Origin of the sequence: Vibrio pomeroyi (genome assembly GCF_024347595.1) — a bacterium.
Classification (GTDB): domain Bacteria; phylum Pseudomonadota; class Gammaproteobacteria; order Enterobacterales; family Vibrionaceae; genus Vibrio; species Vibrio pomeroyi.
On record NZ_AP025507.1, the window covers coordinates 1,031,611 to 1,057,370 of the forward strand.

Annotated in this window: 20 protein-coding genes, 2 tRNA genes and 1 pseudogene; 17 read left to right on the forward strand and 6 right to left on the reverse strand. The window is 44.8% G+C overall.

Annotated features, from left to right (window positions below; all coding sequences use genetic code 11):
• Nucleotides 1-76: 76 nt before the first annotated feature.
• Nucleotides 77-1,918, reverse strand: a complete 1,842-nt coding sequence (locus OCV12_RS20660; RefSeq protein WP_261885982.1) for a winged helix-turn-helix domain-containing protein — start codon at nucleotides 1,916-1,918, stop codon at nucleotides 77-79.
• Nucleotides 1,919-2,149: 231 nt separating this feature from the next.
• Here OCV12_RS20660 and OCV12_RS20665 point away from each other — a divergent pair, with 231 nt between their 5' ends.
• From OCV12_RS20665 to copI, 8 genes are all read left to right on the forward strand, one after another.
• Entirely contained in the window at nucleotides 2,150-2,785 is a 636-nt protein-coding gene (locus OCV12_RS20665; RefSeq protein WP_261885983.1) for an SDR family NAD(P)-dependent oxidoreductase, read from the forward strand.
• Between the two features lie 260 nt (nucleotides 2,786-3,045).
• Nucleotides 3,046-4,158, forward strand: a complete 1,113-nt coding sequence (locus OCV12_RS20670) for an NADH:flavin oxidoreductase (protein ID WP_261885984.1) — start codon at nucleotides 3,046-3,048, stop codon at nucleotides 4,156-4,158.
• 403 nt (nucleotides 4,159-4,561) lie between these two features.
• Complete coding sequence (locus tag OCV12_RS20675) at nucleotides 4,562-5,209, forward strand: CatB-related O-acetyltransferase (protein WP_261885985.1); 648 nt, start codon at nucleotides 4,562-4,564, stop codon at nucleotides 5,207-5,209.
• A 157-nt stretch (nucleotides 5,210-5,366) separates the two neighbouring features.
• Nucleotides 5,367-5,831, forward strand: a complete 465-nt coding sequence (locus tag OCV12_RS20680) for a hypothetical protein (RefSeq protein ID WP_261885986.1) — start codon at nucleotides 5,367-5,369, stop codon at nucleotides 5,829-5,831.
• Between the two features lie 178 nt (nucleotides 5,832-6,009).
• Nucleotides 6,010-7,374, forward strand: coding sequence for a TolC family protein (locus tag OCV12_RS20685; RefSeq protein WP_390904572.1), 1,365 nt, complete (start codon nucleotides 6,010-6,012; stop codon nucleotides 7,372-7,374).
• Between the two features lie 10 nt (nucleotides 7,375-7,384).
• Nucleotides 7,385-9,112, forward strand: a complete 1,728-nt coding sequence (locus tag OCV12_RS20690) for an efflux RND transporter periplasmic adaptor subunit (RefSeq protein ID WP_261885987.1) — start codon at nucleotides 7,385-7,387, stop codon at nucleotides 9,110-9,112.
• Nucleotides 9,109-12,252, forward strand: a complete 3,144-nt coding sequence (locus OCV12_RS20695; RefSeq protein WP_261885988.1) for an efflux RND transporter permease subunit — start codon at nucleotides 9,109-9,111, stop codon at nucleotides 12,250-12,252. Before OCV12_RS20690 ends, OCV12_RS20695 begins: the two co-directional genes overlap by 4 nt.
• 105 nt (nucleotides 12,253-12,357) lie before the next feature.
• On the forward strand, nucleotides 12,358-12,963 hold the full coding sequence (gene copI, locus OCV12_RS20700) for a copper-resistant cuproprotein CopI (RefSeq protein ID WP_261885989.1): 606 nt from the start codon (nucleotides 12,358-12,360) through the stop codon (nucleotides 12,961-12,963).
• A 101-nt stretch (nucleotides 12,964-13,064) separates the two neighbouring features.
• Here the strand turns inward: copI and OCV12_RS20705 are convergent, their stop codons facing one another.
• Nucleotides 13,065-13,322: a hypothetical protein gene (locus OCV12_RS20705; protein ID WP_176679532.1), complete on the reverse strand. Its 258-nt coding sequence runs from the start codon at nucleotides 13,320-13,322 to the stop codon at nucleotides 13,065-13,067.
• A gap of 300 nt (nucleotides 13,323-13,622) precedes the next feature.
• Between OCV12_RS20705 and OCV12_RS20710 the strand changes: the two genes are divergently transcribed.
• Complete coding sequence (locus OCV12_RS20710; RefSeq protein WP_261885990.1) at nucleotides 13,623-15,908, forward strand: glycoside hydrolase family 9 protein; 2,286 nt, start codon at nucleotides 13,623-13,625, stop codon at nucleotides 15,906-15,908.
• Nucleotides 15,909-16,086: 178 nt separating this feature from the next.
• On the opposite strand, the gene OCV12_RS20715 is transcribed toward OCV12_RS20710, so the two are convergent.
• Together OCV12_RS20715 and OCV12_RS20720 are read right to left on the reverse strand one after the other, a co-directional pair.
• Nucleotides 16,087-16,161 (reverse strand) — tRNA-Gly (locus OCV12_RS20715).
• Between the two features lie 39 nt (nucleotides 16,162-16,200).
• Nucleotides 16,201-16,275, reverse strand: a tRNA-Gly gene (locus OCV12_RS20720).
• 520 nt (nucleotides 16,276-16,795) lie between these two features.
• Here OCV12_RS20720 and OCV12_RS20725 point away from each other — a divergent pair.
• The 7 genes and pseudogenes from OCV12_RS20725 (at nucleotide 16,796) to OCV12_RS20755 (ending at nucleotide 22,869) form a co-directional block, all read left to right on the forward strand.
• Nucleotides 16,796-17,959, forward strand: coding sequence for a threonine/serine exporter family protein (locus tag OCV12_RS20725; RefSeq protein WP_261887114.1), 1,164 nt, complete (start codon nucleotides 16,796-16,798; stop codon nucleotides 17,957-17,959).
• A gap of 198 nt (nucleotides 17,960-18,157) precedes the next feature.
• Nucleotides 18,158-18,496 (forward strand): zinc ribbon domain-containing protein YjdM, encoded by a 339-nt coding sequence (locus OCV12_RS20730; RefSeq protein ID WP_132745611.1) that lies wholly within the window; start codon nucleotides 18,158-18,160, stop codon nucleotides 18,494-18,496.
• A 101-nt stretch (nucleotides 18,497-18,597) separates the two neighbouring features.
• Nucleotides 18,598-19,020: pseudogene (locus tag OCV12_RS20735) on the forward strand (N-acetyltransferase).
• 51 nt (nucleotides 19,021-19,071) lie between these two features.
• Nucleotides 19,072-19,566, forward strand: a complete 495-nt coding sequence (locus tag OCV12_RS20740) for a GNAT family N-acetyltransferase (RefSeq protein WP_261885991.1) — start codon at nucleotides 19,072-19,074, stop codon at nucleotides 19,564-19,566.
• Between the two features lie 122 nt (nucleotides 19,567-19,688).
• Nucleotides 19,689-20,120, forward strand: a complete 432-nt coding sequence (locus OCV12_RS20745; RefSeq protein WP_261885992.1) for a GNAT family N-acetyltransferase — start codon at nucleotides 19,689-19,691, stop codon at nucleotides 20,118-20,120.
• A gap of 140 nt (nucleotides 20,121-20,260) precedes the next feature.
• Nucleotides 20,261-21,622 carry a DUF1800 domain-containing protein gene (locus OCV12_RS20750; protein ID WP_261885993.1) on the forward strand — a complete coding sequence of 454 codons (1,362 nt, stop codon included), beginning with the start codon at nucleotides 20,261-20,263 and terminating at the stop codon, nucleotides 21,620-21,622.
• An 8-nt stretch (nucleotides 21,623-21,630) separates the two neighbouring features.
• Entirely contained in the window at nucleotides 21,631-22,869 is a 1,239-nt protein-coding gene (locus OCV12_RS20755) for a DUF1501 domain-containing protein (RefSeq protein ID WP_261885994.1), read from the forward strand.
• Between the two features lie 52 nt (nucleotides 22,870-22,921).
• On the opposite strand, the gene OCV12_RS20760 is transcribed toward OCV12_RS20755, so the two are convergent.
• A complete protein-coding gene (locus tag OCV12_RS20760) occupies nucleotides 22,922-23,533 on the reverse strand; it encodes a LysE family translocator (protein ID WP_261885995.1) in 612 nt (203 codons plus the stop codon).
• Between the two features lie 101 nt (nucleotides 23,534-23,634).
• Here OCV12_RS20760 and OCV12_RS20765 point away from each other — a divergent pair, with 101 nt between their 5' ends.
• Complete coding sequence (locus OCV12_RS20765; protein ID WP_261885996.1) at nucleotides 23,635-24,525, forward strand: LysR family transcriptional regulator; 891 nt, start codon at nucleotides 23,635-23,637, stop codon at nucleotides 24,523-24,525.
• 17 nt (nucleotides 24,526-24,542) lie between these two features.
• On the opposite strand, the gene OCV12_RS20770 is transcribed toward OCV12_RS20765, so the two are convergent.
• Nucleotides 24,543-25,751 carry a helix-turn-helix domain-containing protein gene (locus OCV12_RS20770; RefSeq protein ID WP_261885997.1) on the reverse strand — a complete coding sequence of 403 codons (1,209 nt, stop codon included), beginning with the start codon at nucleotides 25,749-25,751 and terminating at the stop codon, nucleotides 24,543-24,545.
• Nucleotides 25,752-25,760 lie beyond the last annotated feature (9 nt).

Sequence of the window (25,760 nt, forward strand, 5' to 3'; positions counted from 1 at the left end):
TTGGAGTCGGAGTCTAGCGAGATAAAAGCACCGCCGAGAGTGACGGTGCTTTGAGGTGAACGCAGCTGTGTTTGGGCTATTTTGCTATCTCGACTTTGGATTCAATTTCAGAGATGTTGCTATTGAAGAATAAGGTCTGTGCGACTTTCAGAACGACCGGATAACCAGACTCTAAAATGGTTTCATAATAGTACTCTTCGGCCGCCGCAGGGTTTCCTTTCGACTCTTCCAATTTTGCTAAGATAATCATCGACATGACGTTGTATTCACTTCTCGGAATTAAGGTCATGTAACGCTCGGCGGCGTTCGGGTTATCTTGGGTTAGCGAGTAGGCCGCCAATGCATCGTATATGCGATAAGAGGTTGGATTATTCTCTGCTAAAAGAAGCTTCTTGCCGAACCGACCGTTAAGCTTTTGAACCAGCTTTTCCTTTTGTGAAGACTTCAATAAAAAGATGTCCGCGAGCTCATACAAATATCGGCTCGACATGACAAAGTGATTGTCAGGTTCAAGCTCGTTGGCAGCAATGATCTTTTTCAAAGTATCCGCTCTGTCGAGAGTTATGAAGGTCAGCCCCAGCGATTCAAGCGCCAGTTGCAGCGACTCTTCCTGTTTAGGTAGCTCTGATATTTGTTGTTTTAAGATGGACTTCTGAATATCGATATTGAATGAATCCAATAGGTCATCGAGCATGGTGCGCATCGTACTGTGTAGTGAAGAAGCATCAATCAGGTAATCACGCCCTAGATGCTTGAAGTTGGAGATACGGTTGAAATAGGTAATATCCAGATACTCTCTGTCGCCATCAACTTTGCTTTTAAAGCTGACCACGTTCGCGGAGTTTGGCACTAAGGTTTCGTCAACGATGAGGCGAAAATCTCGATAAGTCGTAAGATAACTCATCAGCTTATGGACGATGCCGCGCTTAAAGGCATCATTTTTCAAACTTTCATCAATTCGCACATAGATATAGCGTGGTTCGAGTGATAAGTAATGAACAGAAGCGTGCGCTTTATGATCTTCAATTACTTGGTGATTCGTTGCTTGATTTGACTTGCCAACAATCTCTGTAGATTGATTGTCAGAGTCGAATAGCTCGGTCATGCTATCAACAGACACTCCGTTGTTAGTGTCTGTTGATGAAGGCGATCCCCACCAAGATACACCAAGCGCGATGCTGATTGCTCCTATTACCAGAGCGCCTATCGCAATGCCCAAACGGGATGATTTGTTAGCGTTTTTCTCTGAAGGGCTAGTAGATGACGAGGTTGCGTAGTTATCACCACTTTTTGGGTCTGGTTGCTGTTTTAACGGGTCATTATCAGGCGAGCGATTCGGTGTAACCTCTGGTGTTATTTCGGTTTCTTGCTCATGTGCAGTTTGCTCGTGTGATACGGTCTTGTCACTTTGTGTGGCCGAAGCTGAGTCTTCATGATGAGGTTGTTTAGCTTGCGCTTGATTCGTTGCCATCGATTCGGAATTAGGGGAGCTAACAGGCGAAGCTTCTTGCGCTTGAGAGGCTGTTTCGTCATAGCTGACAGTATCAGCGAGTGAAACCGTATTGGTCACAATAGGTGGTGGAACTAATACGGTCTTTTGCACCTCGACATCAAACTTATACCCTCGTTTCGGTACAGTGGTGATATAGCCCATCGAGTGGCGTTCTGCTGACTTCAACGTTTTTCGAAGCTCAAAAATCGCTTGAGTGATTACTTGATCCGTTAAGATCGAGCCGTTCCAAACCTCATTAATTAACTCATCTCGCGAGAACACTATTTTTGGATTCTGGCAAAAGAAGTCCAGTAGCTTGGACAAACGGTTGTCGATAATCACGTCTTCGTTATCCATGATGAGTTTGTCTTCATCTGGGATAAACAACCACACGTCGAAAGAATACTGGATACGTTCTTTTTTCATAGCTACCGATACTAAGTCATTGTATTAAAATTACTTTAGTAGACAAGTTGGGGCAATTCAATCAAGCAATGTTCAATTGTGATAAGTAGGCGTGCTTTTAAGTTAATCAATGAATTATGATAGATGCTTATATTTAATATTGAGACTTATTCGCATTTATTAATCTGAGCGAAAGAACCGATTAGATTGTGTCGTTAATATTAGGAACAACATGATTTTTTTGAGGTATTTATGAGTACAGTCGTAGTATGGGGAGCAGGTAGCGGTTTGGGTGCAGCAATGGTCGAGCACTTTCATCAACAAGGTTTTGAAGTGATCGCGATTGCTAGAAATCCAGAGAAGAACCCGCGCTTGGCAATTCTTGGCGTAACTTCGCTTAGCTGCGATGCAACCGACAAGCAACAAGTGGAGAAGACGGTTGCTGAGTTGCCAAAATCGGCATTGGTTGTTTCAAGCATGGGCAGTTTTAGAGCGGATGTTCCGGTTGACTACATTGGCCACCGACATGTGATTGATGTTCTGGAAACGAATGAAATCAAACGCTTTGTGTTGGTGACGTCTTTAGGTTGTGGTGATTCATGGCAGTACCTATCAGAGCGCTCTAGAAAAGGGTTTGGCGCTGCAGTTCGTGAAAAATCATTGGCGGAAGCTTGGTTAATGTCGAGCTCGTTGGATTACACGATTCTTCGTCCGGGTGGCTTGCTTGACGGTGAAGTGACAGGTAATGGCGAGCTTTCTCAACAAGTGGAAGTACATGGTGTGATTTATCGACAAGAAGTAGCACGCCTTATCGAAACCCTATTGGCGAACGAAGCGAGTATCGGCCAAGTGTACCAATGTATCGACCCTACAGTTAAATACGGCTAACCCTTTTAAAGTGTTAGTCAGAGGTATATCTACCTTGTCATAAACTTCTAAAGCCGTTTAGCCAGACTGAACGGCTTTTGTTTGCTTCCTATATTTTCTCTATCTCCTCGCTTTTGAATCCATTTATAGCCTGTTTCTTATGTGAGAGTGCCGCTCTCTTAATCTAGATTAAGTTTTGCTTGTCATATTCTCTGTAGTATCCGCGTCAATCAGCCCCGTTAGATGGGCACTTGCGTAACACGATTGAGTGAGGAATAGATTTGAGTACTTTGTTTACAGAAACCCGCATTGGCACCATGACGCTTAAAAACCGCTTTATGAGAAGTGCGACGTGGGAAAATATGGCGACCGAAGATGGCCATATGACAGATAAACTTTACGCTATCTATGAAGAGTTGGCTCAAGGTGAGGTTGGCTTGATCGTGACGGGTTATGCGAACATCGTTGAAGAAGAAAAGCCGAATGCTGGCATGATGGGCATGTATAACGATTCGTTTATCGATGAATACAAAAAGCTGACTCAACTGGTTCATGACAACGACTCTAAAATCGTAATGCAATTAGCTTATGGCGGTACGAAAACCACGTATGACCTTGGCGAGCGAGTGATCTTTGCACCGAGTGAGGTTCCTGAAAAAGGGACTCAAACACTGGGTAAAGCGATGACCAAAGAGGAAATTGATTACATTGTCGATGCGTTTGCTAAAGCGTCACTGAGAGCACAACAGTCGGGTTTTGATGGTGTTGAGATTCATGCAGCACACACATACTTGATCAATCAGTTCTTAAGCCCTTACTACAACCAGCGTGAAGATGAATACGGCGGTAGCTTAGAAAATCGCATGAGATTCTTGCTTGAGATCTACACGGCAACACGCAAGCTGGTGGGTGAGGATTTCCCTATCTTGGTTAAGCTGACCGCTTCTGAGTTTTTCGAGGGCGGTGTAACCTTCGATGAAACACGTTTGGTTTGTAAAAAGCTTGAAGAAGTGGGTGTTGATGGCATTGTCGTTTCTGGCAACATTCACGGTAAAGCTGACACCATGATTGGCGAGTCTCACGATGGTTTTACCATCCAAGCTGAAGGCTACTTCCATGAGTATGGCCATGCGATCAGCCAAGACGTTAATATTCCAGTTATCACGGTAGGCGGCTTAACCGATTTTGATGCTATCGAAGCTATCGCAAATAACACGGGCATTGAGTACTTCGCGCTTTCACGTCCACTACTTTCTGAACCGCACTTAGTGAAGCGTTGGAAAGAGGGTGACCGAAGCCCAGTAGAGTGTGAGAGATGTTCTAAGTGTCGTACTAAGCGCGGCAACTTCTGTGTGGTAAACAAAGACAGAAAAGTACAGCTTGCTCGTATGTAATCGCTGAATCCAGAACTAAGCATGATTCTAAACGTGAGCCTGTGTCATACCGCAGGCTCATGTTTTTCTAGCCTTCCATGAACCGATATTTGAAACCTTATTAATCACATATCTCTGTCAAATTAGTGCGATTAAACAGATACAATTCACCTGTAAATCTTCCAACCGCGTTATCGTTACTATACTGAGCACCACGTGAAATTACTTCCTCTCTTAAAGCAACCTCGAATTCACTGACGCCTTTTCGTTTTAGCGACATTGCTACGATTTAAGCGTGATACTGACTATTTACCCCACTTAGCTTCTATGTTGATGGGGGACTTGTTTGTGCACCTTAGATAAACATTGTCGATTTTTTGAAATTTAAACCGAAATAAAACGAATAAGTTAATCAGAGGTAGAGATGCAAAATAAGCATTGGTCTAAATTCGAACTGCTACATGAAGTTGTCACTAATCCCAATATTCATATCAAGGGTCTACACAGTTATTACAGCGACTGCTGGGATAACGGGTTTGAGCGCTCAGTCGTCCGTTATCTACATGGGGACGAAGTCAGTCGTCAGTGGGAGCCGCGTTGGGAAATCGACGAGCTCTACATTGGGGATTACGTCTGCATAGGAGCAGAAGTTGTGATCCTAATGGGCGGCAACCATACCCACCGCGTTGATTGGTTTTCTTTGTATCCATTTATGGATGTGATCGAAGAAGCCTACATTGGTAAAGGTGACACTCATATCAAAGATGGCGCTTGGCTAGGTATGCGAGCCATGATCATGCCTGGCGTGACCATTGGAGAAGGGGCGGTTGTTGCCGCAAACAGCGTGGTAACCAAAGATGTCGAACCATATAGCATTGCGGCTGGCTCGCCTGCGAAAGTCGTTAAACATCGCTTCGATAAATCGGTTATTGAAGAACTGCTCTCAATTAAGATATACGATTGGCCAGAAGAGAAGTTTGAAGCGTTGAAGAAGCACTTGTGTGATTCTGATTTAACAGCGCTTAAGAATGCGATGGCCGAATATGATACTCATAACTCGTTGAATACTTAATTGTACCCAATAGAAGGAGCACTCTATTGGTTGTGGAGTGCTCCTTTTGTTCATCTATCCAGCAGTCACTGCTATTTTTATCAAATATTTACCCTTCATCATTGACCTTACCCTAAGGGGAACCTTTATAGTTGTCTTATAAATTTAAAGGTTAGCTATGACAAACACACTCCGATCAACTTGGATTACTGTTTTCAGCATCATCGCGATGTTGATGTCTAGCTATGCCTCAAGCTCATCAGCCATGATGACTGAAATAATGATGATGGAAATGAGTTCGAGCAAATCGGCTTGTTACCACAGCGATACGTCGGTTAATGATTCAATGGCGGGATGTCATGTGACAAGTGAAGAAGCACACGCCGAACACTCTAGTATGAGTGCTCATGACATGATGGCTCAATGCGACATGTCTTCAATGAGCGAAGACGGCGGCCACATGATGGGTAACCATTGTTCGAGTGCTGATTGCTGCGCCTCAGTGTGTTCTGCAACTTCTTATCCAATTCAGGCTGTTCAAGCCGCCAATCCATATGTCTCTTCCTTAGCTCGTTTTCAATCTGTCATTATTGGGCAGAAAGTCGCACGCGCTCAATCTTTGTTACGCCCACCCACCGCATAAATCTATATCTAAAAACATAGCGATATCAGAGATCATAAATCTGATACGCCAATCTTTTATATGCGTTATTTAACGCTAGATATGGACATTCATTGTGAATATAAAACCAACAACCTCCGTGTTTGGAATAAACGCGAGTGCTGTGGTCGCTGCTGCCTTTGTTTCGAGTGCTGCTTTTATTTCAGCCAGTGCTTTGGCTGCTGCACCTGCTTCAACACACGCTGTTCAACAGAGCTCAACACAGCAACTCAATACATTGATTGAGATAGCATTGAACCAAGACAGCAATCGCAAACAGTACTTTGCTCAGTCTCAAGCGATGCGTGAAACCGGTATTGCGAGCGCAACCTTGATGGACCCGAAATTGAAAGTCGGATTCGGTGGCCTGCCAGTCGATAGTTTTCAATTTGATGAAGACCCGATGACTAATGTTTCGATCGGTCTGATGCAGCAATTCGAGCGTGGCGATACGTTAGATCTTCAGCAGAAAAAAGCAGGTCAGCAAGCGGACGGAATAGCGCTTCAAGTTCTGGCTCGTGAACTTACCGTTGCTAACAGCATAACGCAGTTATGGCTTGAACTGGGCTATCAGCAAGTCGCAGAAGGTGTGATGCGTGAAAACCGACGCCTTTTGGTTGAGCTAGAGAACTATGTGCAAACCAATTACTCGATAGGTAAAAGCGAAGCGCAAGACCTACTTAATGCGCAGCTTCAAGTCAGCAAGCTTGATGAGAAACTGCAAGCTAATCAGCAAGTTCAACGCCGTCTCATCTCTCAACTGTCTGAGTGGTTAGGATCAGACTGGTTAGGGACTCAAGAGATTAGCTCTCAGGCTGTTGATTCACAGACTCTTGATCCTCAGGAGAGACTTCATGCGACTAATCAAATTGATTGGTCGTTATTGGAAAGCAAATTATCAACCAGCAACGATGCAACCAAGCACTATCAACTGTTGATGGAGCATCCGCTCGTTAAGATCACGGACGCGACTATCTCATCTAACCAAACTCAAGTAGAACTGGCTGAGCAAGCTTATACGCCGCAGTTTGGTGTGGAAGTGATGTATGCCCATCGACAAGCGAACAACATGGCGGGCGAACCTGCTTCTGATCTTGTGAGTGCTTATCTAACGGTCGACATCCCTCTGTTTACGGGCAACCGACAAGATAAGAACTTGTCTGCGGCTCAGTACCAAGTTGGTGCAGCTAAGTCCCAAAAAGACACATTACTTTCCCAAATGAACGCGCAAGTGAATGCGTTATTGGTGGATAAGGCGAACCTCACCCAACGTTTAGAGCGTTACCAAAACTCCTTATTACCTCAGACAACGGCACGGATCAGCGCTGTGGAGCGAGGCTATCAAAACAACACTGCACAATTTAACGATGTGATCTCTGCAACGGCAGACGAGCTTGCTTTAAAGCTAGAGCAACAGCGTTTGATTACTGATCTCAACATCGTGAATAGTAAGCTCGCGTCACTCGTTAGTGGCTTTGATTATCAAGTGGAACAACCACAACTTACCGCGACAAACCATCAATAAGGAACAGACAATGAAATCAGTAAAAGTAGCAACAATCGCTTTATTGGTCGGTGGCGCATTAGGTTTTGGTGCCAATCACTTTCTCTTTAATTCAGCTCACGATATGTCGGCTATGGCTGCTTCTAGTGGGACAAGTTCAGCGGCCAGTTCAAGTGATGATCCACTTTATTGGGTTGCACCAATGGACCCAAATTATCAGCGTGACAAGCCGGGTAAATCGCCAATGGGTATGGATTTGGTCCCGGTGTATGCCGATGACTTAACTGGTGGTTCAGACAAAACCGGAACCGTGTTTATCGACGCTTCTGTGGAAAACAACCTCGGTGTCAAAACAGCAAAGGTAGGGTTAGAAGCTTTGTCGCCACGTATTGAAACGGTCGGTTATGTGGCGTTCGATGAAAGTACATTGTGGCAAACCAACGTCCGCGCTGCGGGCTGGGTGGAGAAGCTTTATATCAATGCAGTTGGTGAGAAGGTAAACAAAGGCGATGTCCTCTTCACGCTTTACTCTCCAGAGCTGGTTAAGGCACAAGAAGAGTTACTTAGTGCGTACAAAACGGGTCGCAAAGGATTGATCAAAGGATCGACTGAACGCTTGGTTACCTTAGGTGTCGATAAGGCGCAGATCCGCTCGATTTCACGACAAGGCAAAGCTTCACAAACCATTGAAATCAAAGCGCCTGCAGATGGCGTTATCGCTAGCCTCAATATTCGTGAAGGTGGTTATCTTTCACCAGCTCAAGCAGTAATCAGTGCAGGGCCGCTAGATGAAGTCTGGGTTGACGCAGAGGTGTTTGAGCGCCAAGCACACTGGATCTCATCGGGCAGTAACGCAGAGATGACACTGGACGCGATTCCGGGCAAAGAGTGGCAAGGCAATGTGGATTACGTATATCCGATTCTTGACCCTAAAACTCGAACCTTACGCGTTCGTTTGAAGTTCTCTAACCCTAATGGCGAGCTCAAACCAAACATGTTCGCCAATATAGCACTGAAACCAATCAGTGATGATCAAGTCCTTACCATTCCTAGATCTTCGGTTATCCATTCCGGTGGTATGACTCGTGTTGTGTTGTCTGAAGGTGAAGGTAAATACCGTTCAGCACGCATTGAAGTGGGTCGCGAAGCGGGCGACAAGATCGAGGTGTTGCAAGGGCTTACACAAGGCGAACAGATCGTCACTTCAGCGCACTTCATGCTCGACTCGGAATCTAGTCAATCAGCGGATTTGTCACGAATCAATGGTGCGGAAGAGCAAGCAGAAACAGCTTGGGCAAAAGGTGAAATTGCAGATGTTATGCAAGGCAGTCGTATGGCGACCATCAATCATCAACCTGTTCCTGAGTGGGATTGGCCGGGCATGGTGATGAACTTCACCTTCGTTGAAGGTTTGGACATTAGCCAGCTTAAGCGCGGGCAAGTCGTTGATTTTGAAATGATGAAAACGGAGTCAGGCCAGTATGAAGTTGTTGATTACAAGGTCAGCGAACATCGAATGGCGGGTGAAGTGTGGGTGAAGGGTGACATCACCATGCTAATGCCGGATTTCGGAATGATCACAGTAAACCACAAACCAGTACCCGTGTGGGATTGGAAAGCGGGTGAAATGAACTTCCAAGCCAGTGACGACCTTGATCTATCTGAGTTTGTTGAGGGGCAAACCATTCGGTTTCTAGTGGCAAAGCAAGGTTCAGATTATGTGCTCAAATCTTTAGAAGCGGGTGAGGGCACATTATGATCAATGCAATTATTCGCTGGTCCATCAGTAACCGATTTTTGGTTCTGGTTGCGACTGTCGCCATCGTGTTTGGTGGGCTATACAGCGTTAAAAACACGCCCGTTGATGCGATTCCTGATCTGTCTGATGTGCAGGTGATCATCAAAACCAGCTATCCGGGTCAAGCGCCGCAAGTGGTTGAAGATCAAGTCACGTATCCGCTTACTACTGCGATGTTAGCCGTACCCGGCGCTGAAACAGTTCGTGGTTACTCGTTCTTTGGCGATTCCTACGTCTATATCATCTTCAATGACGATACTGATATGTATTGGGCGCGTTCTCGCGTGTTGGAATACCTGAGCCAAGTCGCGCCTAACTTGCCATCGAGTGCTAAGCCAACATTAGGACCAGATGCAACTGGTGTGGGCTGGGTTTACAGCTATGTATTGCAAGATAAAACCGGTCAGCACGACTTAGCGGATCTTCGCAGCCTGCAAGACTGGTTTTTGAAGTATGAACTGCAAACCGTTGAGGGCGTATCTGAAGTCGCGACGGTAGGCGGTATGGTGAAGCAGTATCAAGTGCAGATCGATCCTGCCAAATTACGTGCTTATGACCTAACGCTTCAGCAAGTTAATAAGGCCATCCAAGATGGTAACCAAGAAACGGGTGCTTCAGTGGTTGAGATTGCTGAAGCCGAACACATGGTTCGCACTACGGGTTACCTCACAAGCATTGAAGATATTCAATCACTGCCACTAAAAGTGACCGACAAAGGCACACCGCTGTTATTGGGCGATATTGCTGACATTAACCTTGGTCCACAGATGCGTCGCGGTATCTCAGAGCTCAATGGTGAAGGCGAAGCGGTTGGTGGTGTTATCGTGATGCGCTTTGGTGAAAATGCCAGTGAAGTGATTGATTCTGTTAAGAGTAAACTCGCAGAGCTACAAGCGGGATTACCAGACGGGGTCGAAATTGTCGCGACCTATGACCGTTCAACCTTGATTGATTCTGCGGTAGAAAACCTATGGAAGAAGTTGGCTGAAGAGTTCATCGTGGTTGCGATTGTGTGTGCGCTGTTCCTATTCCATATTCGTTCATCATTGGTTATCGCGCTTAGCTTGCCTGTCGGTATTTTAGGTGCGTTTATCGTGATGCATTGGCAGGGCATTAATGCCAACATCATGTCTCTCGGTGGTATCGCAATTGCGATTGGTGCCATGGTCGATGGTGCAATCGTAATGATTGAGAACGTTCACAAGCACATTGAACGGACTCCGCTCACTGACAAAAACCGTTGGCAAGTGATCGGTAAGGCAGCAGAAGAGGTGGGAGCACCGCTGTTCTTCTCGCTGATCATCATTACCTTAAGCTTTGTTCCGGTATTCGCATTAGAAGGCCAAGAGGGCAAGATGTTCTCGCCACTCGCGTTTACCAAAACGTATGCAATGGCGGCGGCTGCAGGCTTGGCTATCACGCTTGTGCCAGTGCTAATGGGTTACTTCATTCGTGGCAACGTATTACCTGAACACAAGAACCCAGTGAACCGCAGCTTAGTCGCGATGTATAAACCATTGCTTAATCTAAGCCTCAAGTATCCGAAAGTCATGATCGTGATTGCATTGGGTTTGATGGCTTCTGCGTATTACCCAACCAGCAAGCTTGGCAGCGAGTTCATTCCGCCTTTGGATGAAGGTGACTTGATGTACATGCCGACTACTTATCCGGGGATCTCGATAGGTAAGGCGCGTGAGCTGGTACAGCAAACCAACAAGTTAATCAAAACCATCCCAGAAGTTGAAACCACATGGGGCAAGATTGGGCGTGCGGAAACGGCGACCGATCCTGCACCACTCACAATGATTGAAACCGTTATTCAGCTTAAACCACGAGATGAGTGGCGTGACGGCGTCACTACAGAGTCGTTACGTAAAGAGTTAGATGATCTGATTCAGTTCCCGGGTTTAACAAACGCGTGGGTTATGCCAATTAAGACTCGTATCGACATGCTAGCTACCGGTATTAAAACGCCAATCGGAATCAAGATTGCAGGACCAGATCTGAGTGTTATTGAGGATATCGGTTCTCAGCTTGAGCCTATCTTGAACGGTGTAAGTGGCACGGCCTCTGTGTATGCCGAACGTGTGGCTGGTGGTCGTTATGTCACGATAGACATCAAGCGCCGTTCTGCTGCTCGTTACGGGTTAAGCATCAAAGAAGTGCAGCAGGTTATTTCGACTGCGGTTGGTGGGATGAATGTCGGCGAAACGGTAGAAGGGCTAGAGCGTTACCCAATCAACGTTCGATACCCGCAAGATTATCGTGATTCTGTGGTGAAGTTGCAGAACTTACCACTCGTTACGCCAAACGGTGCTCGTATTGCTTTGTCTGATGTCGCTGACATTCGCTACGAAGATGGCCCACCGATGATCAAAACAGAGAATGCGCGTCCTAACGGTTGGGTGTTCGTGGATATTGATGGTCGTGACCTTGGTTCTTACGTGGCAGAAGCGCAACAAGTGGTTGCTGAGCAAATTGTATTACCTGCTGGTTACTCGCTCGCATGGTCAGGCCAATACGAATACATGGAACGCGCCAAAGATCGCCTGAGTGTGGTAGTGCCTATCACCATCGCCATCATCATGTTGCTGCTGTACTTGAGCTTCCGCCGTGTCGGTGAAGTAATGATGATCATGCTGACATTACCGTTAGCTATGGTGGGTGGTTTGTGGTTGATGCATTACCTCAACTACAACTTCTCCATTGCGGTTGGTGTTGGTTTCATCGCGCTAGCGGGCGTTGCGGTAGAGATTGGGGTAATTATGTTGGTGTACCTCAACCAAGCGTGGCATTTCAAAAAGCTCGATGCAGAGCAGAATCAACAGACACTTCAACAAGCTGATCTCACAGATGCCATTCGTGAAGGGGCAGGGCTTCGTGTGCGTCCAGTCATGATGACGGTTCTTACAGTGATCATTGGCCTAATTCCAATCATGTATGGCGAAGGTACTGGCTCAGAGGTGATGCAACGAATCGCAGCGCCGATGATAGGCGGAATGGCATCTGCGTTATTACTCACGTTATTGGTGCTACCTGCGATCTTTAAACTTTGGAAGCAGCGTGAGCTCACTCAGAGCCAAAACGAGACAAGTAAATAACGTACTGACTATAAAGCCCTTACTTGCGAGATAGGAGTAGGTAAGGGCGCCCCACATGAACATATAAAACTAACAACACCAACAGAATTAATCTAAGGAACGACTATGAAAAAGACACTGATTGCCATAGCTCTAACACTGACTACTGCAACGGCTTTTGCTGCTATGAACCATTCAGCTGGTGACCACTCAAACATGGATCACTCAGGTATGGACCACTCGATGATGAAGAGCGGAGAAATGGATCATTCAAAGATGGATCACAGCATGATTAAGGGTGGAAAGATGGACCATTCCAAGATGATGAATATGGATGGAATGATGGACATGGAAGGTATGTCGGAAGTGGGCATGCCAGCTCAAGGCGCTAAACCCGATAAAGTGGTTCATGTTCTACTGAGTGACGACATGAGAATTACGTTTAAGAACAAGGTCGATATTGAGCCTAATGACGTCGTTCAGTTTGTAGTGATGAATACAGGCAAGATTGACCACGAATTCTCAATTGGTTCTGCCACCGAGCAGTTAGAGCATCGTGAAATGATGAAAAATATGAGTAACCACCATCATGACTCTGGCAGCACAGTGACGGTGAAGCCGGGCAAAGCGAAGCAGGTGCTTTGGCATTTTCACGGTGATAATCACGTAGAGTTCGCATGCAATATCCCAGGTCACACAGAAGCGGGTATGGCGAAGTCGATAACGCTGTAGGCATTATCTAATAGAGCTAGAAGTAGCTGCTAGACAAGTACAAGAAAGCTTAAAGATAAGTCTTAGCTCATCGCGTAGTTGAGACTTATCTTTCTTGGCCACTACTGTAATAGGATCGATGTTTCCAGTAGGTGCTGAGCTTCACCACTTAGGTGCGGTAGCTCTGACATGATCTTCTTAAGCTTGTCGTCGATCGATTCCACTTCACTTAAAGAGCGAAATGCAAGAACGGCTTGCTCTGGTTCGTTGCTCACATAACCCTTCAACGTATTAAGCTGAATTTTGTTCGCATTTTCGACTTTTGACAGTGCGACATTGATTGCTTCGATGTTGATTGTTAACTCATTGCTTTTAAACATTTTTAATTATTTTGGGGTTGTTGCTAATGCGCGCACATTAACACAACCGTTTTTTTGGATATTGACCAAGATTATTAAACCAGCATTTTTGTGAAACTCTTGGCTAAATCAAAAGTACCGTCACAAACTCGTTTTGGCTATCCATGCAATTGATTCATGAGCTTGTTCCTTAGTGTTAAACATCACAAAAAATCATAAGATTTATTTTTACGAGTCTGTTTTTTGCGAATGTTAACTCTCTATTATTGAATCTATTTAGTTAGTTTCCTTGGATATATGAAACATCTCTAAGGAAGAATGATGCAAAAAGGAACGTTATCTCTCGCGATTGTCATGATTTTATCTTCTGGATCGATACACGCAGAAGAACAGATTAGAAATAGTAACTTCGAAGCCAATATGAATGGTTGGTGGAATGCAGGAGCCGATGTAACAACAGAAAGCAACGAAGCTTGTATTGATATTAAAAACCCGGGGAACAATTCTTGGGATGTAATTTTAGGCCACAGCGGTATTGGTTTAGAGCAAGGTCAGAAATATCAGGTATCGTTCGATATATATGCAAATACTGATACTGAGATGAAAGCCTTGATCCAACATGAAGGGCCTCCTTATACGCATTATTTTCTAAGTGACGTGGGTGTATCAACAGACAAGCAAAGCTATACGTTTGATTTTGTGCAAGAACTTGAGAGTGACGCCGATACAGAATTCCAGTTTCAATTAGGAGCACAGAAAACGGGTGTCATCTGTGTTGATAACGTTTCTGTTGTAGGTAAGCCATTTGTAAAAGTAGCGACTAAGATGCCTATCCGAGCTAACCAAGTTGGCTTCTTACCTCAATCCGACAAGTATATCTTTGTTGAAAACTCGTCAACTGAACCTCTTAAATGGACATTAGTATCTCATTCTGGGATCAGCCTCGACCTCGGTAAAACAGAAGTGTTCGGCCTAAATAAAGCGTCGGGTGAGCACATTCACCGAGTTAACCTTTCAAACTATACAGAGACAATGAACGGATTAACGATCAAAGTCGGCGATGATGTCAGTTATCCATTCGATATTAGAAGCGATGTTTATAGCCAGTTAAAGCTCGATGCCTTGTCTTACTTTTATCAAAACCGTAGCGGTATCGAGATAAAACCTGAGTTCGTTCAACGCGACGATCTCGCGAGGCCTGGTGGCCACATGTCCGATAGGGTGACATGTTTTGATAAAGTCGATAGCTGGGGAAATAGATGGCCTGGCTGTGATCTGACTATTGATGCAACCGGTGGTTGGTACGATGCGGGCGACCATGGTAAGTACACAGTAAATAGTGGTATTTCAACTTGGACGCTCCTGAATTTATATGAGCGAGGCAAGTTCTTAGAGAACAAATCACTTCCGTTTTCAGATGGGAAAGTTAAAATCCCTGAAGCAACCAATGGCGTTAACCCGCTGTTGTCTGAAGCTCGCTGGAACATAGAGTTCATGTTAGCGATGCAAGTCGACTCGGACACGCCAATAGCCGTTCCTGTTGGTAATCAGTCTGCCAGTAAACAGCTAAAACTTACCGAGATTAACGCGAGAGGGCTGGCATTCCACAAGATCGCGGATGAGTCTTGGACTGGTATGCCATTACCGCCACACAAAGATACTCAGAAACGTTATGTTGGTTATCCTACTACTGCAGCTTCATTGAATCTGGCGGCAATCGGTGCTCAGTGCGCACGTATTTGGAAAGATATCGACAGTGATTTTTCGCAGTTATGTTTGGATTCAGCGACCAAAGCGTGGAACGCAGCAAATCAACATCAAGATATCTATGCTTACGATAACTTCACTGGTTCTGGGCCGTATGATGATATCGAATTGAGTGATGAGCGATACTGGGCTGCGGCCGAGCTCTTTATCACAACCAATGATGAGGTTTACAAAAAAGTATTGATTGATTCTCCACACTACCTTGAAGTGCCGAAGGGGAACATCAATGCCGATGGTGACATGTATTGGCAGTATATAGCGCCTGCGGGCACCGTGAGTTTAGCCGTGGTACCTAACTCATTAGACAGCCAAGTTATTGAACAAGCACGTAAGAACATCATTAAAACGGCAGAATCTTATACCAAGCAAGTTGCCAATGAAGGCTACAACATCCCTTATACAGTCGAAGAGTATTCGTGGGGCTCAAACTCTAACCTTGTAAACCGAAGTATTTTTTTGATTTACGCTCACGATTTTTCTAATGATGTTCGATACATCAAAGCGGCGGCTAGTGCGATGGATTATATCCTAGGAGGTAACCCAATGAATATCTCTTATGTTACTGGTTATGGAACGAAACCTGCTGAGAATCCTCATCATCGATTCTGGGCTTATGCTGTTGATGAAAGTTCACCAAAACCAGCGCCGGGTGCGTTAATTGGAGGCCCAAATTCGGTAAGTTTTAGTGATCCTATTGCCGCTATGATGAAAGGTAAGTGTGTTGGACAAACGTGTTACAGCGATAATATTGGAGCTTGGACGTTGAACGAGATAACCATCAACTGGAATGCGCCTCTAGTATGGGTTACTTCTGCCTTAGATGAAGGGCAACTTGATTGAGGTAATCAATTAAATTATGAATATTCAAAGAGTAATATCATTTGGTATTGCTCTTTTTAATACAAAAAATCACACAATGAAGTGCGCAGTTCTAATTGTTTTAGGTTTTGAAGCTAAGAGGAGATGGTACATCTAAAGGGATATTGTAACTAAAGAGAATTTGAAACTAAACAGAAGTTGGAGCGTGCAGCGGGAATCGAACCCGCATCATCAGCTTGGAAGGCTGAGGTAATAGCCATTATACGATGCACGCACACTGTCTTAAGGGTAAGACTGAGGCATTAAGAAGACTTGGAGCGTGCAGCGGGAATCGAACCCGCATCATCAGCTTGGAAGGCTGAGGTAATAGCCATTATACGATGCACGCACATCGTCTTAACGAGTTTGATAATGCCACATCTAACTGAAAACGAAACCTTTTTCTTTCATTTTTATTCTAAGTGCTCGCATAACCACCACTCCGCTAGTTTTTCAATCATGTCTGGCGTTTAGATAGTGAATAAAATGTGACTAAACTCTCGTTAAGCCCAAGATTTAAACGGGTGCTGACTTGATAGTTTAAGAAAAGGGGAAGGGGATGAATTTATAAACTGATATCGGATGTTATTTCCTCATCAACACAGGCAAAATCTATGGTTTAACGTGTTAACACAATCGAAATTTGAGCTGAATTTATAAGTGCGTTTATAACAATGTGGATGCATAGATTTAACTTACGAACGATTCGTATTATTCATTAAACTAATCCCAAATGAGTAGAGTAATACACGCCTCTGTGCGTTCGCAGAAAAAAGTAACGAATTTAGTTGATAATTCACGCAAAAGTCTCGTCATTCCGTCTGTCGTTTGGTACATTTGCCGCACATTTTGTCTCGCCTAAAATACCCATGCCTTCTCAGTTCAGAATTAACAAAATTGTTGAAATTGGTGACACTCTTCACCGCAGCGGTTGTGCTCCCTATAAGCTTGAAAAATACACACAGTTCTATGCAAAAAAGCATGGTGTGGATGTGATGATCCAAGCAACACCAACCGCGATTAACTATCAATTTCCAGATGATAACAACGCCGTTATTCTTAAGCGCCTAAAGCCTGCTTCAATTAATCTGAGTTTGTTGGCAAACACCATCATTCGTATTAACCAACCGAGCAGTGAGCCAGTTCCTGAGCCTGTCGGTTACTCTAAGTTTGTTACCGCACTAGCTAATATGGGTATTCCGCCTGCGTACTTGATGCTAGTCGGCAGTACGTTGGAAGCGGTTGGTTTTTCTGCGTTATTGGGTTTGATGGTTTGGGTATGTCAGCAAGTCCTGCATTCACGTCGTGCAATTGCGGTTGAATTTATCTCAGCATTATTGACGGGTATCTTTGTGGCATTTTTGGCAAGCACAGGTTTGCCGACCCCGGTGTGGGCGTTGTGTATTGCGTCAATCGTTTTATTTGTCCCCGGATTATCCATAGCCAACGCATTAGAATGTTTGGCCTTCAACGATCTCGTTTCGGGTACCAGTTTGCTAGGGCAGAGTGCCTTAACGCTGATCAAGTTGTTTGTTGGGATTATCATGGGTCTCAATATTGGTGAAGCGATATGGGGACAAGCAGTCTCCATCGACTATACCAATGCGGTGCCAGTGTGGATGCACATATCCGGCTTGGTGCTGATCTCAGTGTCTATCGGTGTGATGTTCAATGCTCGCCCTAAAGACATCTTACTTGGTTTGCCAGTTGCGGTTTTGGGTATGTGGGGCCCGTTCTATCTAGGTTTTGACAGTGGTTGGGTTGTGGGTACTTGGGTAACCACCGTTCTTATCACTTTATACGGTACTTGGATTGCTAAAAAGATGGAGCTCACTGGCTCTATTTACATCGTGCAAGGCATCATCATCTTGGTTCCGGGTAGCCGCGTTCTAGTGAGTGCAAGTCAATCAGTGTTTGAACAATCTATCTTGCCGATCCCGAGTATTGGTTTATCGGCGCTGTTTATGTTCTCCGCGATTGTGGCAGGGCAAATTACCGCGTATTCGATCTACTCACCAAAAGTAGAACGTTAATCTGATTAGATTCCAACTGGCGCTCAGGTAACTTCGTTTCTTCAACAAACACAGCTTAGCGGCTGTGTTTGTTCGTTTTAGAGCCGCTCTTTTCCTACTTTAAGTTTATCTTCAGAAAATCTGATAGATTTGTACTCGCTAAGCCTAGCAAGAGTCATTAAAATGGACGCAAATTCTATTTAAATGAAGTATTAACGTATGTCTTTACCTCCTTGTCCGCAATGCCAATCTGAATATGTCTACCCAGACCAAAACAACCTAATCTGCCCTGAGTGTGCCTATGAATGGAACCCAGAAGAAGAGCGTTTAGAAAGAGAAGCTGCGCGTGTAAAGGACGTTAACGGCGCAGTGTTAGATACCGGTGATAAAGTCACCTTCATTAAAGATTTAAAAGTGAAAGGCAGCTCTAGCGTACTGAAAATTGGTACCAAAGCAGTGATTCGACGCATCAACGAAGGCAAAGATCACCAGCTAGATTGTAAGCTTGATGGTGGCGGTGAAATGCTGGTGACTGCAAAATACGTGAAAAAGCAGTAACCATTTTTTCGGACGATTGTCGTAAATGTTCAATGCTTTTGGGCCGTTGTTGAGCATACTGACTAGCAAACAGAGTCAAACTTAAACGTTAGAGAATCAAGATGATCAGAGAATACAGCGCAGCCGACACCGAAACGGTCCTAAATATATGGCTCACGGCTTCCATTGAGGCGCACAACTTCATGGCACCTGAATTTTGGGAGTCACAAGTGGGTAATATGCGCGATATCTACCTTCCTGCCTCACAAACCTATGTGTTCCAAGTTGATGGGGAAGTTCGTGGGTTTTATTCGCTTTATGAAGGCATATTGGCCGCGATCTTTGTCTGCCCTGAGCTTCAAGGGAGTGGCATCGGGAAACAGCTCATGCAACATGCCAAGCTTGAATGCCCGAACTTGTCTTTGAATGTGTACAAAGAGAATTAAGCGACCATTGGGTTCTACCTTTCTCAAGGCTTTAGCATCGTAAGTGAACAAGCCGATGAGCACACAGGGCACCAAGAGTACACCATGCATTTGGCCTAGCGTTGGGCTTAGTGAATAGTTAGACGAGTATTAGGTAGGGATAGAAGTTATATGGATATAGTCAAAGCTGATATGGCGCACTCGATTGCGTTCCACCATTATGTAAAAGCTTGTATTGATGATGGACTCGAAATCTATACCGGTATTACCGATGGCAGTGATGCTTACTTAGAAAAGCGAATCGCTTATTCAAAAGGCGAGTGCTTGCCTGAAGGGTGGACGCCAGCTTCTACTTATTTTTGTATTGAGTCTGAGCAGATTATTGGTGTGATTAGAGTTCGTCACGGCACCAGTGAATACATTCATGACGTTATCGGGCACATCGGCTACGAGACTCTGCCCCAAGCGAGAGGACGAGGAATCGCAAGTCACATGTTGTCTTGGGTTCAGCGTCATGCACTTATCGAAGGCGCTATTATTACCTGTGATTGCGACAATGTTGCTTCGCAAAAAGTGATTGAGAAGTGCGGCGGCCAGTTCTTAAATACCTTTTATTCCGAGCAAGATCAGCAAGAGGTGTTGCGTTATCAACTAGACCCAAAATGAACACTAAAGCACGGCACTTGCTTAGGTGCGCTTACTTTCCGTTAGTGAGACTTTATTAAATTGAAGCCACCATTGATGGTGGTTTCTTTGGTTATAGTTCATCGATTATTGCTGGAGATATTTTGAAGTATTCGACAAGACCCGCTCAGTCATCAGATTATGAATTTCTGTTTGAGCTAAAAAAGGCCGCTGAATTTGAGCCGATCAAAGCTGTTTTTGGCTGGGATGAGCAAGTTCAACGAGACATACACGCCGAAGAGTGGGCAGAAGAAAGGCCTGAAATCATTGAGTATCAGGGCAAAGCGATTGGTAGTGTGTTGCTGCAAGACAAAGGTGACCACTTCTACTTTTGTCGATTCTTTCTGCTTCCCGAGTATCATGGTAAAGGCATTGGTAGCAAAATCCTCACTGATTGTTTAGATCACACAGACAAGCTCAGTAAGCCAGTTGAGTTGTGTTATCTACAAGGTAATCGCGTTGGAGAGCTGTATTTAAGGTTCGGTTTCGAAATCACCTCGCAAAACGACCAGTTTGTCTATATGTGGCGTAAATAGACATTCATTCAAAATGATCAAACCGTGTCTGTAACTTGATAGGCACCTGACACCCATCTAACGTAAAACCTTGTAAAGCTCCCTATGCTTGATGACTAAGCGATTACACTTAGAACAGATCGAGCGTAAGGGAGTGTGCAATGAATTATTACCCAACTTCAAAAATCGTGGGTGAACAAAGGTTTGGTTTTGGGCCTAGATTAGGTCAAACAACCTATTATTCGCCTTTAGAACAGTTGGATAAAAAGCCATTTATTCATCAGTCCATTCAAGCTTTACCCACAACCGAATCTATCCTGATAACCGTCGGCGAGAATCGTGAACAGCGAAAGAAAGCCAAGGGTGATGAGCAAAAGATGCAAGCAATGAAGAAAGAGGCACAGTCTTTTCTTCGAACTCACTACCGACAACAAGCTCAAGCTCGTCATCTGCAAAGCGTTGAAACGCCTTATGGTTTTCAAGAGCGCATCATTCAGTTTTGGAGTAACCACTTCGCCATCTCGGTCGACAATCGAAAGCTGATGCCCTTAGCTGCAAGTATTGAAAACGATGTGGTTCGCAAGCATTGGAATGGTAATTTCAGCGACATGCTGATGGCATCTTCAAAACATCCAGCCATGCTTTTGTATCTTGATAATCAACTCTCCATTGGGCCCAATTCCAAAGTCGGTAAGCGCCGTGATAAGGGACTGAATGAAAACCTCGCTCGCGAAATTCTAGAGCTTCACACCCTCGGTGTTGATGGTTCTTATACCCAACAAGATGTAATTGCCTTGGCAAAAGCGATTTCGGGATGGGGTATTAAATTCCAATCCCCAAATGCCGGTTTTCGATTTGCTAACAACCTCCATGAGCCAGGCAGTATCACCTTACTTGGAAAATCCTACTCCCAATCAGGTATCTCACAAGGGGAGTCGTGTTTAAAAGCCTTAGCCACCCACCAAGACACAGCGAAACATTTGGTTGATAAGCTTTGCCAGCATTTTATTGGTGATACGCCTAAAGAGCTCTCAGAACAGATGGTTGCTGCATACTTAAAAGGTAATGGTGATTTGCTGCCTGTTTACCGCTTGTTACTGGAGAGTAAAGAGGCAAACGAACCCAAGCCCAATCGATTCAGACCGCCGAAAGAGTGGCTATTTGCGGTACTTCGCAGTGCCGACATTCCTATAAACGATAAGCAAGCACTGAACACTCTCAACACGTTAGGCCAACCACCTTTTAAACCGGGTTCACCTGCAGGATGGTCGGATCAAGACAGAGACTACAACAGCCCTTCGGCATTAACTCAGCGTATGCAAGTCGCTAATAGGCTCGCCTCAATCGCGATAAAGTCAGCTAAGGCCTCGGGTACAAAACCAAAGGCGATAGTGGATGACGTGATCGCAGCTTTATATGGCGATGCGATTGATGAACATACTCAAATTGTATTGAGCAAAGCTGACAGTGCTGCAATGCAACTTTCCCTGTTGTGGTTAAGCCCACAGTTTCAATATCGTTAGGAGTGGGTATGAAAAAGACAAACGGTTCGCAGCAGATGAAGTCGCCGAGTCATGAGCCACACGATCACAGCCTGCAAAGTATCAATCGACGCCAGTTCATGGGTATGGCCGCTGCCGTTGGTGTGAGTGCGATGTTGCCATTTCCGAGCTTTGCCAAAACACGTTCAGACAATATCTTTGTTTGGATCTCACTGCGTGGCGCGATGGATGGATTAAACGTTGTGGTACCTCATGCTGACCCTGATTACGCAGATCTAAGACCAAATATCGGCTTAAAGCCTAATCAGCTGCTTAAGCTTGATAGCTTTTTTGGGTTACACCCTTCGCTTAAAAGTTGTCATCAATGGTATGAAAATAAAGAACTTAGCTTCGTTCACGCTTGTTCAACCGCTTATCGCGAGCGTTCTCATTTTGATGGACAAAAGATATTAGAAAACGGCACTTCCGATCCCTTTAATACAGAAGGGTGGCTAAACCGTTTACTTACGATGAGTTCAGAACAATACGATGGAATTGCGATTGATTCCGGCCTGCCGCTCATCATGCAGGGTGAGTCTACTGTGGCAAGTTGGTATCCAAACCGGTTGAAAACACGCGACAAACAAACTGAGCTACTTGAAGAACTCTTCCAAAGTGACCAAATGTTGTCTGCTAATTTCGAAAGTGTAATGAAAATCGATGAGCTGGTGGGTGACCAAGGCGTTGGCAAACAATTTAAGTCATTGATGAGTAAAACGGGCGACATCTTATCTGCTGACAACGGGCCAAACATCGCTGCATTAGAACTCGGTGGTTGGGACACGCATGCCAATCAAGGCAGCGTTAATGGTAGGTTGAGTAACCAACTTAAAACCTTGGATGCAGGATTAGCAGCGCTTAAGGCATCGTTAGGGGCTCGCTGGAATAACACGGTGATCATCGCCGCCAGTGAGTTTGGTCGAACGGCTAAGGAAAACGGTACAAAAGGCACCGATCATGGCACAGGCAATGTCATGTTTGTTGCTGGTGGTGCTATGGCTAATAAGGCTTCAAACATATCGAATTCAGGCGCTTCTGGGGGACAAGTTATCGCCAGCTGGTCGGGGTTAAGCCAAGAAAATCTGTACCAAGGGCGAGATCTCAGACCAACCACCGACATGCGAGGTGTAATTAAAGGTGTGCTAGGCGAGCACCTATCTATTAATACGAAGCAGCTAAACACCATCTTCCCTGATAGTGAAAGGGTAAAGCCACTTCAAATAATCTGAAATGGCTTTGAGCCTTAGATTGTCGGCTTTGGGGCATAGCTTTGAATGTGGTTTAAGACTTAACCGCCAACAATGCCCCGAATGTAACCAATCCAACCCCACACGCTTGGTTGAGTCTTTTCTTGGCTTTCAACAAGTGTTTTTGCAACGTATTCGAAGTAAATAACATTGCGACAATTCCAAACCACAAGCCGTGAAGAATAATCATATAAAGCCCATAACCGAGTGCGACATGTTGGTTCGTAGAATCGGGTGAGATCACTTGGCTGAAGATACTCAAGAAGAACAACATGGTTTTAGGGTTTAGTACGTTACACAGAAAGCCTTGCGCCAAGTAGCGCCAGATACCGATGTTTTGCGTCTTTCCTTCCATAGGGGCGAGTTTGCTGTCTGTGCTTAAGATGCCTTTTATGCCGAGGTAAATAAGGTAAGCGGCACCTGCGTATCGAATGATGTCGAAAAGCTGCTCATTCTGTGAGATTAAGTAACTAATGCCTAGCATCGAATAACTGATGTGAACACAAATCGCTAAGCTGACACCTATCGCAGTCCAAATACCGGCTTGTCTTCCTTGATTAACACTGTTCTTCAAAACCAAAACGAAATCAGCACCAGGACTTATAACAATCAATAGTCCTAACACCGCTAAGCTTAACCACTCCATAAATACTCCAACTCTCTTATTTGATGAGCCGTCATTGTATGGCTTTTAATTGCTGCCTATAATCGAAATGAATTCCATTAAATTGTGAGAAAAAGTCACACATGAGGCATCTTAAAGCATTTCATGTTTTCCATGTTGCGGCTCACTCTAAGAGTTACAGTGAAGCGGCGGAAAAACTCAGTATTACCCATGGTGCGGTGAGCAAACAGATCAAGGTTCTGGAAAACTATCTGTCTCAAACTCTGTTTTATAAGCAGGGTCGTAATGTGTGTTTGACCAAAGAGGGTGAGTTACTCAGAGGTTACACAGAGCAAGCGTTTCAGGCGTTGGATACCGGCGTCCAAAAGCTCAATCAACTCAACAACCATGCACTCGAGGTGTCGTGCGAGCCAACATTAACCATGCGTTGGTTGATGCCACGTTTAGGGGATTTTTACGCCGAGTCGGGCATTGATGTTCGTTTGTCTACCGCTGGTGGGGCTGTGAATTTAGATGCTACTGGCCTCGATATGGCGATTCGCCGAGATGACTTTAAATTAACCGAGAGTTACAAACAGATACCGTTAGTTGAAGAGTGGGTCGGCCCTGTATGCTCACCGGATTATTGGCAAAAGGTAAAAGATAACTCAGGTGATGTGAAATTACTGCACAGCAGCACGCGACTAAATGCTTGGAGTGATTGGGGAGCTATCACTAAAGACACAGTTAATGGCGGAGAGCTGTCAAAATCTACTGCGAACCAAACATTTGCACACTTCTACTTTTGCTTTCAGGCGGCTGTCGATGGGTTAGGCATAGCGCTTGGGTCGTATCCACTTGTCGCCGACGATATCGAAAGAGGTAACTTAATCGCGCCGTTTGGATTTGTACCTTCTGGCCATCAGTACATGTTGCTCACGCAAGATAGCAATCAGGACGAGTCAGGTAGTTTATTCGTCACTTGGTTGAAGAGCGAGTTGTCGCAGTGTGTTCCAGTTATTAAGAACCTATAGTATTCGTGCGTCAGAAGTTAGCTGCCTCTTGATGCAGAGTGTTTGGCAAGTGCATGGGGTGGAACACCGAACGCTTTCTTAAATGCATTGGTGAAGTTAGAAGGGTGCTGATAACCCGCTTCATAGGCGGCTTCGGTGATTGATACCAAGCCTCGCTCTAAGTGTTGTCGCGCGATATCTAAGCGTCGGTGTCGGATGTAGCCGTTGATCGTCAGGTTGTAAGACTGCTTAAATCGGCGTTGTAAGTTGGAGATACTCATCGAGAATCGACCTGCGATGCTTTCAAGGCTGAGTGGCTTATCCAAGTTGATTTCAATGTAGCTGATGATGTCTTCTATCTTAGCGTCGAACCCTTTTTCAGCCGAAACTTGGTTATCGTTTTGGTCAAGACCAACGTTCTTATCCGTGCCATTTGGACTAGCGTTAATGTCCTCAGAAGTGCACTCTTGGCAGCATTGAATCGGCATCTGAGACAAGGTTTGAGCAAGCAACTGCTGGGTTAACGTCTCTACGACAAGCTTGTCTTGAAAGTTGGTCGGTGTAGCTTGGCTAGTGAGCGTATTGGCGAGTTGAATGATGTCAGCGTTGAACTGCACATCGTAAAACGCCTTGTGTGAATCTAAGAATGATTTGCTTGAACAGTGGTCACTTAAACGTGGTTTTACCCATTGTGGCTTAACCAAGATATTGATCTTATTCATCTTGTTATCTTGAATTAACGAGCGTCTAAAGTTGGCTGGTTTGGCTAAGTTGACTACCACGCCTTGTGGTCCATTGCTGGCATCGAGATCGAACTCGAGATCGTCGTAGCCAAAGGTGAGTTTTCCTTCGAGAAGAATGGTAATCAGGATAGCGGAGTGAGCCGTTGAGACTATGTTGCTATCGACCAATTCAATACAGCGACCGCCATGCACGAAAATTTGGTCATTGTATTGATAAGAAAGGAATTTACCTTCAGCGAGCGAGGTCTGCTTGGTTTGACCTTGTGTCACGATGATCTGCTTTTCAGTCTGTTCTAGCTTTTTGGTTAGAGCGACTTTTTTTGTTAACACAGCTTTCTTGTTTAACTCTACTCTTTCAGTCATAGCCGTTTCGGCAAGTTTAGTTTGCTCTGACACTACTTCACCCATTTGACCTTTCCTCATAACAGCTATGCGTTTTCGCATAAGCAAATCATCTGTGCATTTATAAACTACAACTTTATCATATTTGCGAATTATTATCATTTACATCTA

Bases quoted from the DNA above. Each gene is read 5' to 3' on its own strand.
- OCV12_RS20710 (WP_261885990.1), top strand. From the start codon at position 13,623: ATGCAAAAAGGAACGTTATCTCTCGCGATTGTCATGATTTTATCTTCT.
- OCV12_RS20765 (WP_261885996.1), top strand. From the start codon at position 23,635: ATGAGGCATCTTAAAGCATTTCATGTTTTCCATGTTGCGGCTCACTCT.
- OCV12_RS20675 (WP_261885985.1), top strand. From the start codon at position 4,562: ATGCAAAATAAGCATTGGTCTAAATTCGAACTGCTACATGAAGTTGTC.
- copI (WP_261885989.1), top strand. From the start codon at position 12,358: ATGAAAAAGACACTGATTGCCATAGCTCTAACACTGACTACTGCAACG.
- OCV12_RS20750 (WP_261885993.1), top strand. From the start codon at position 20,261: ATGAATTATTACCCAACTTCAAAAATCGTGGGTGAACAAAGGTTTGGT.
- OCV12_RS20730 (WP_132745611.1), top strand. From the start codon at position 18,158: ATGTCTTTACCTCCTTGTCCGCAATGCCAATCTGAATATGTCTACCCA.
- OCV12_RS20660 (WP_261885982.1), bottom strand. From the start codon at position 1,918: ATGAAAAAAGAACGTATCCAGTATTCTTTCGACGTGTGGTTGTTTATC.
- OCV12_RS20705 (WP_176679532.1), bottom strand. From the start codon at position 13,322: ATGTTTAAAAGCAATGAGTTAACAATCAACATCGAAGCAATCAATGTC.
- OCV12_RS20725 (WP_261887114.1), top strand. From the start codon at position 16,796: ATGCCTTCTCAGTTCAGAATTAACAAAATTGTTGAAATTGGTGACACT.
- OCV12_RS20665 (WP_261885983.1), top strand. From the start codon at position 2,150: ATGAGTACAGTCGTAGTATGGGGAGCAGGTAGCGGTTTGGGTGCAGCA.
- OCV12_RS20740 (WP_261885991.1), top strand. From the start codon at position 19,072: ATGGATATAGTCAAAGCTGATATGGCGCACTCGATTGCGTTCCACCAT.
- OCV12_RS20690 (WP_261885987.1), top strand. From the start codon at position 7,385: ATGAAATCAGTAAAAGTAGCAACAATCGCTTTATTGGTCGGTGGCGCA.
- OCV12_RS20695 (WP_261885988.1), top strand. From the start codon at position 9,109: ATGATCAATGCAATTATTCGCTGGTCCATCAGTAACCGATTTTTGGTT.
- OCV12_RS20770 (WP_261885997.1), bottom strand. From the start codon at position 25,751: ATGATAATAATTCGCAAATATGATAAAGTTGTAGTTTATAAATGCACA.
- OCV12_RS20680 (WP_261885986.1), top strand. From the start codon at position 5,367: ATGACAAACACACTCCGATCAACTTGGATTACTGTTTTCAGCATCATC.
- OCV12_RS20755 (WP_261885994.1), top strand. From the start codon at position 21,631: ATGAAAAAGACAAACGGTTCGCAGCAGATGAAGTCGCCGAGTCATGAG.
- OCV12_RS20760 (WP_261885995.1), bottom strand. From the start codon at position 23,533: ATGGAGTGGTTAAGCTTAGCGGTGTTAGGACTATTGATTGTTATAAGT.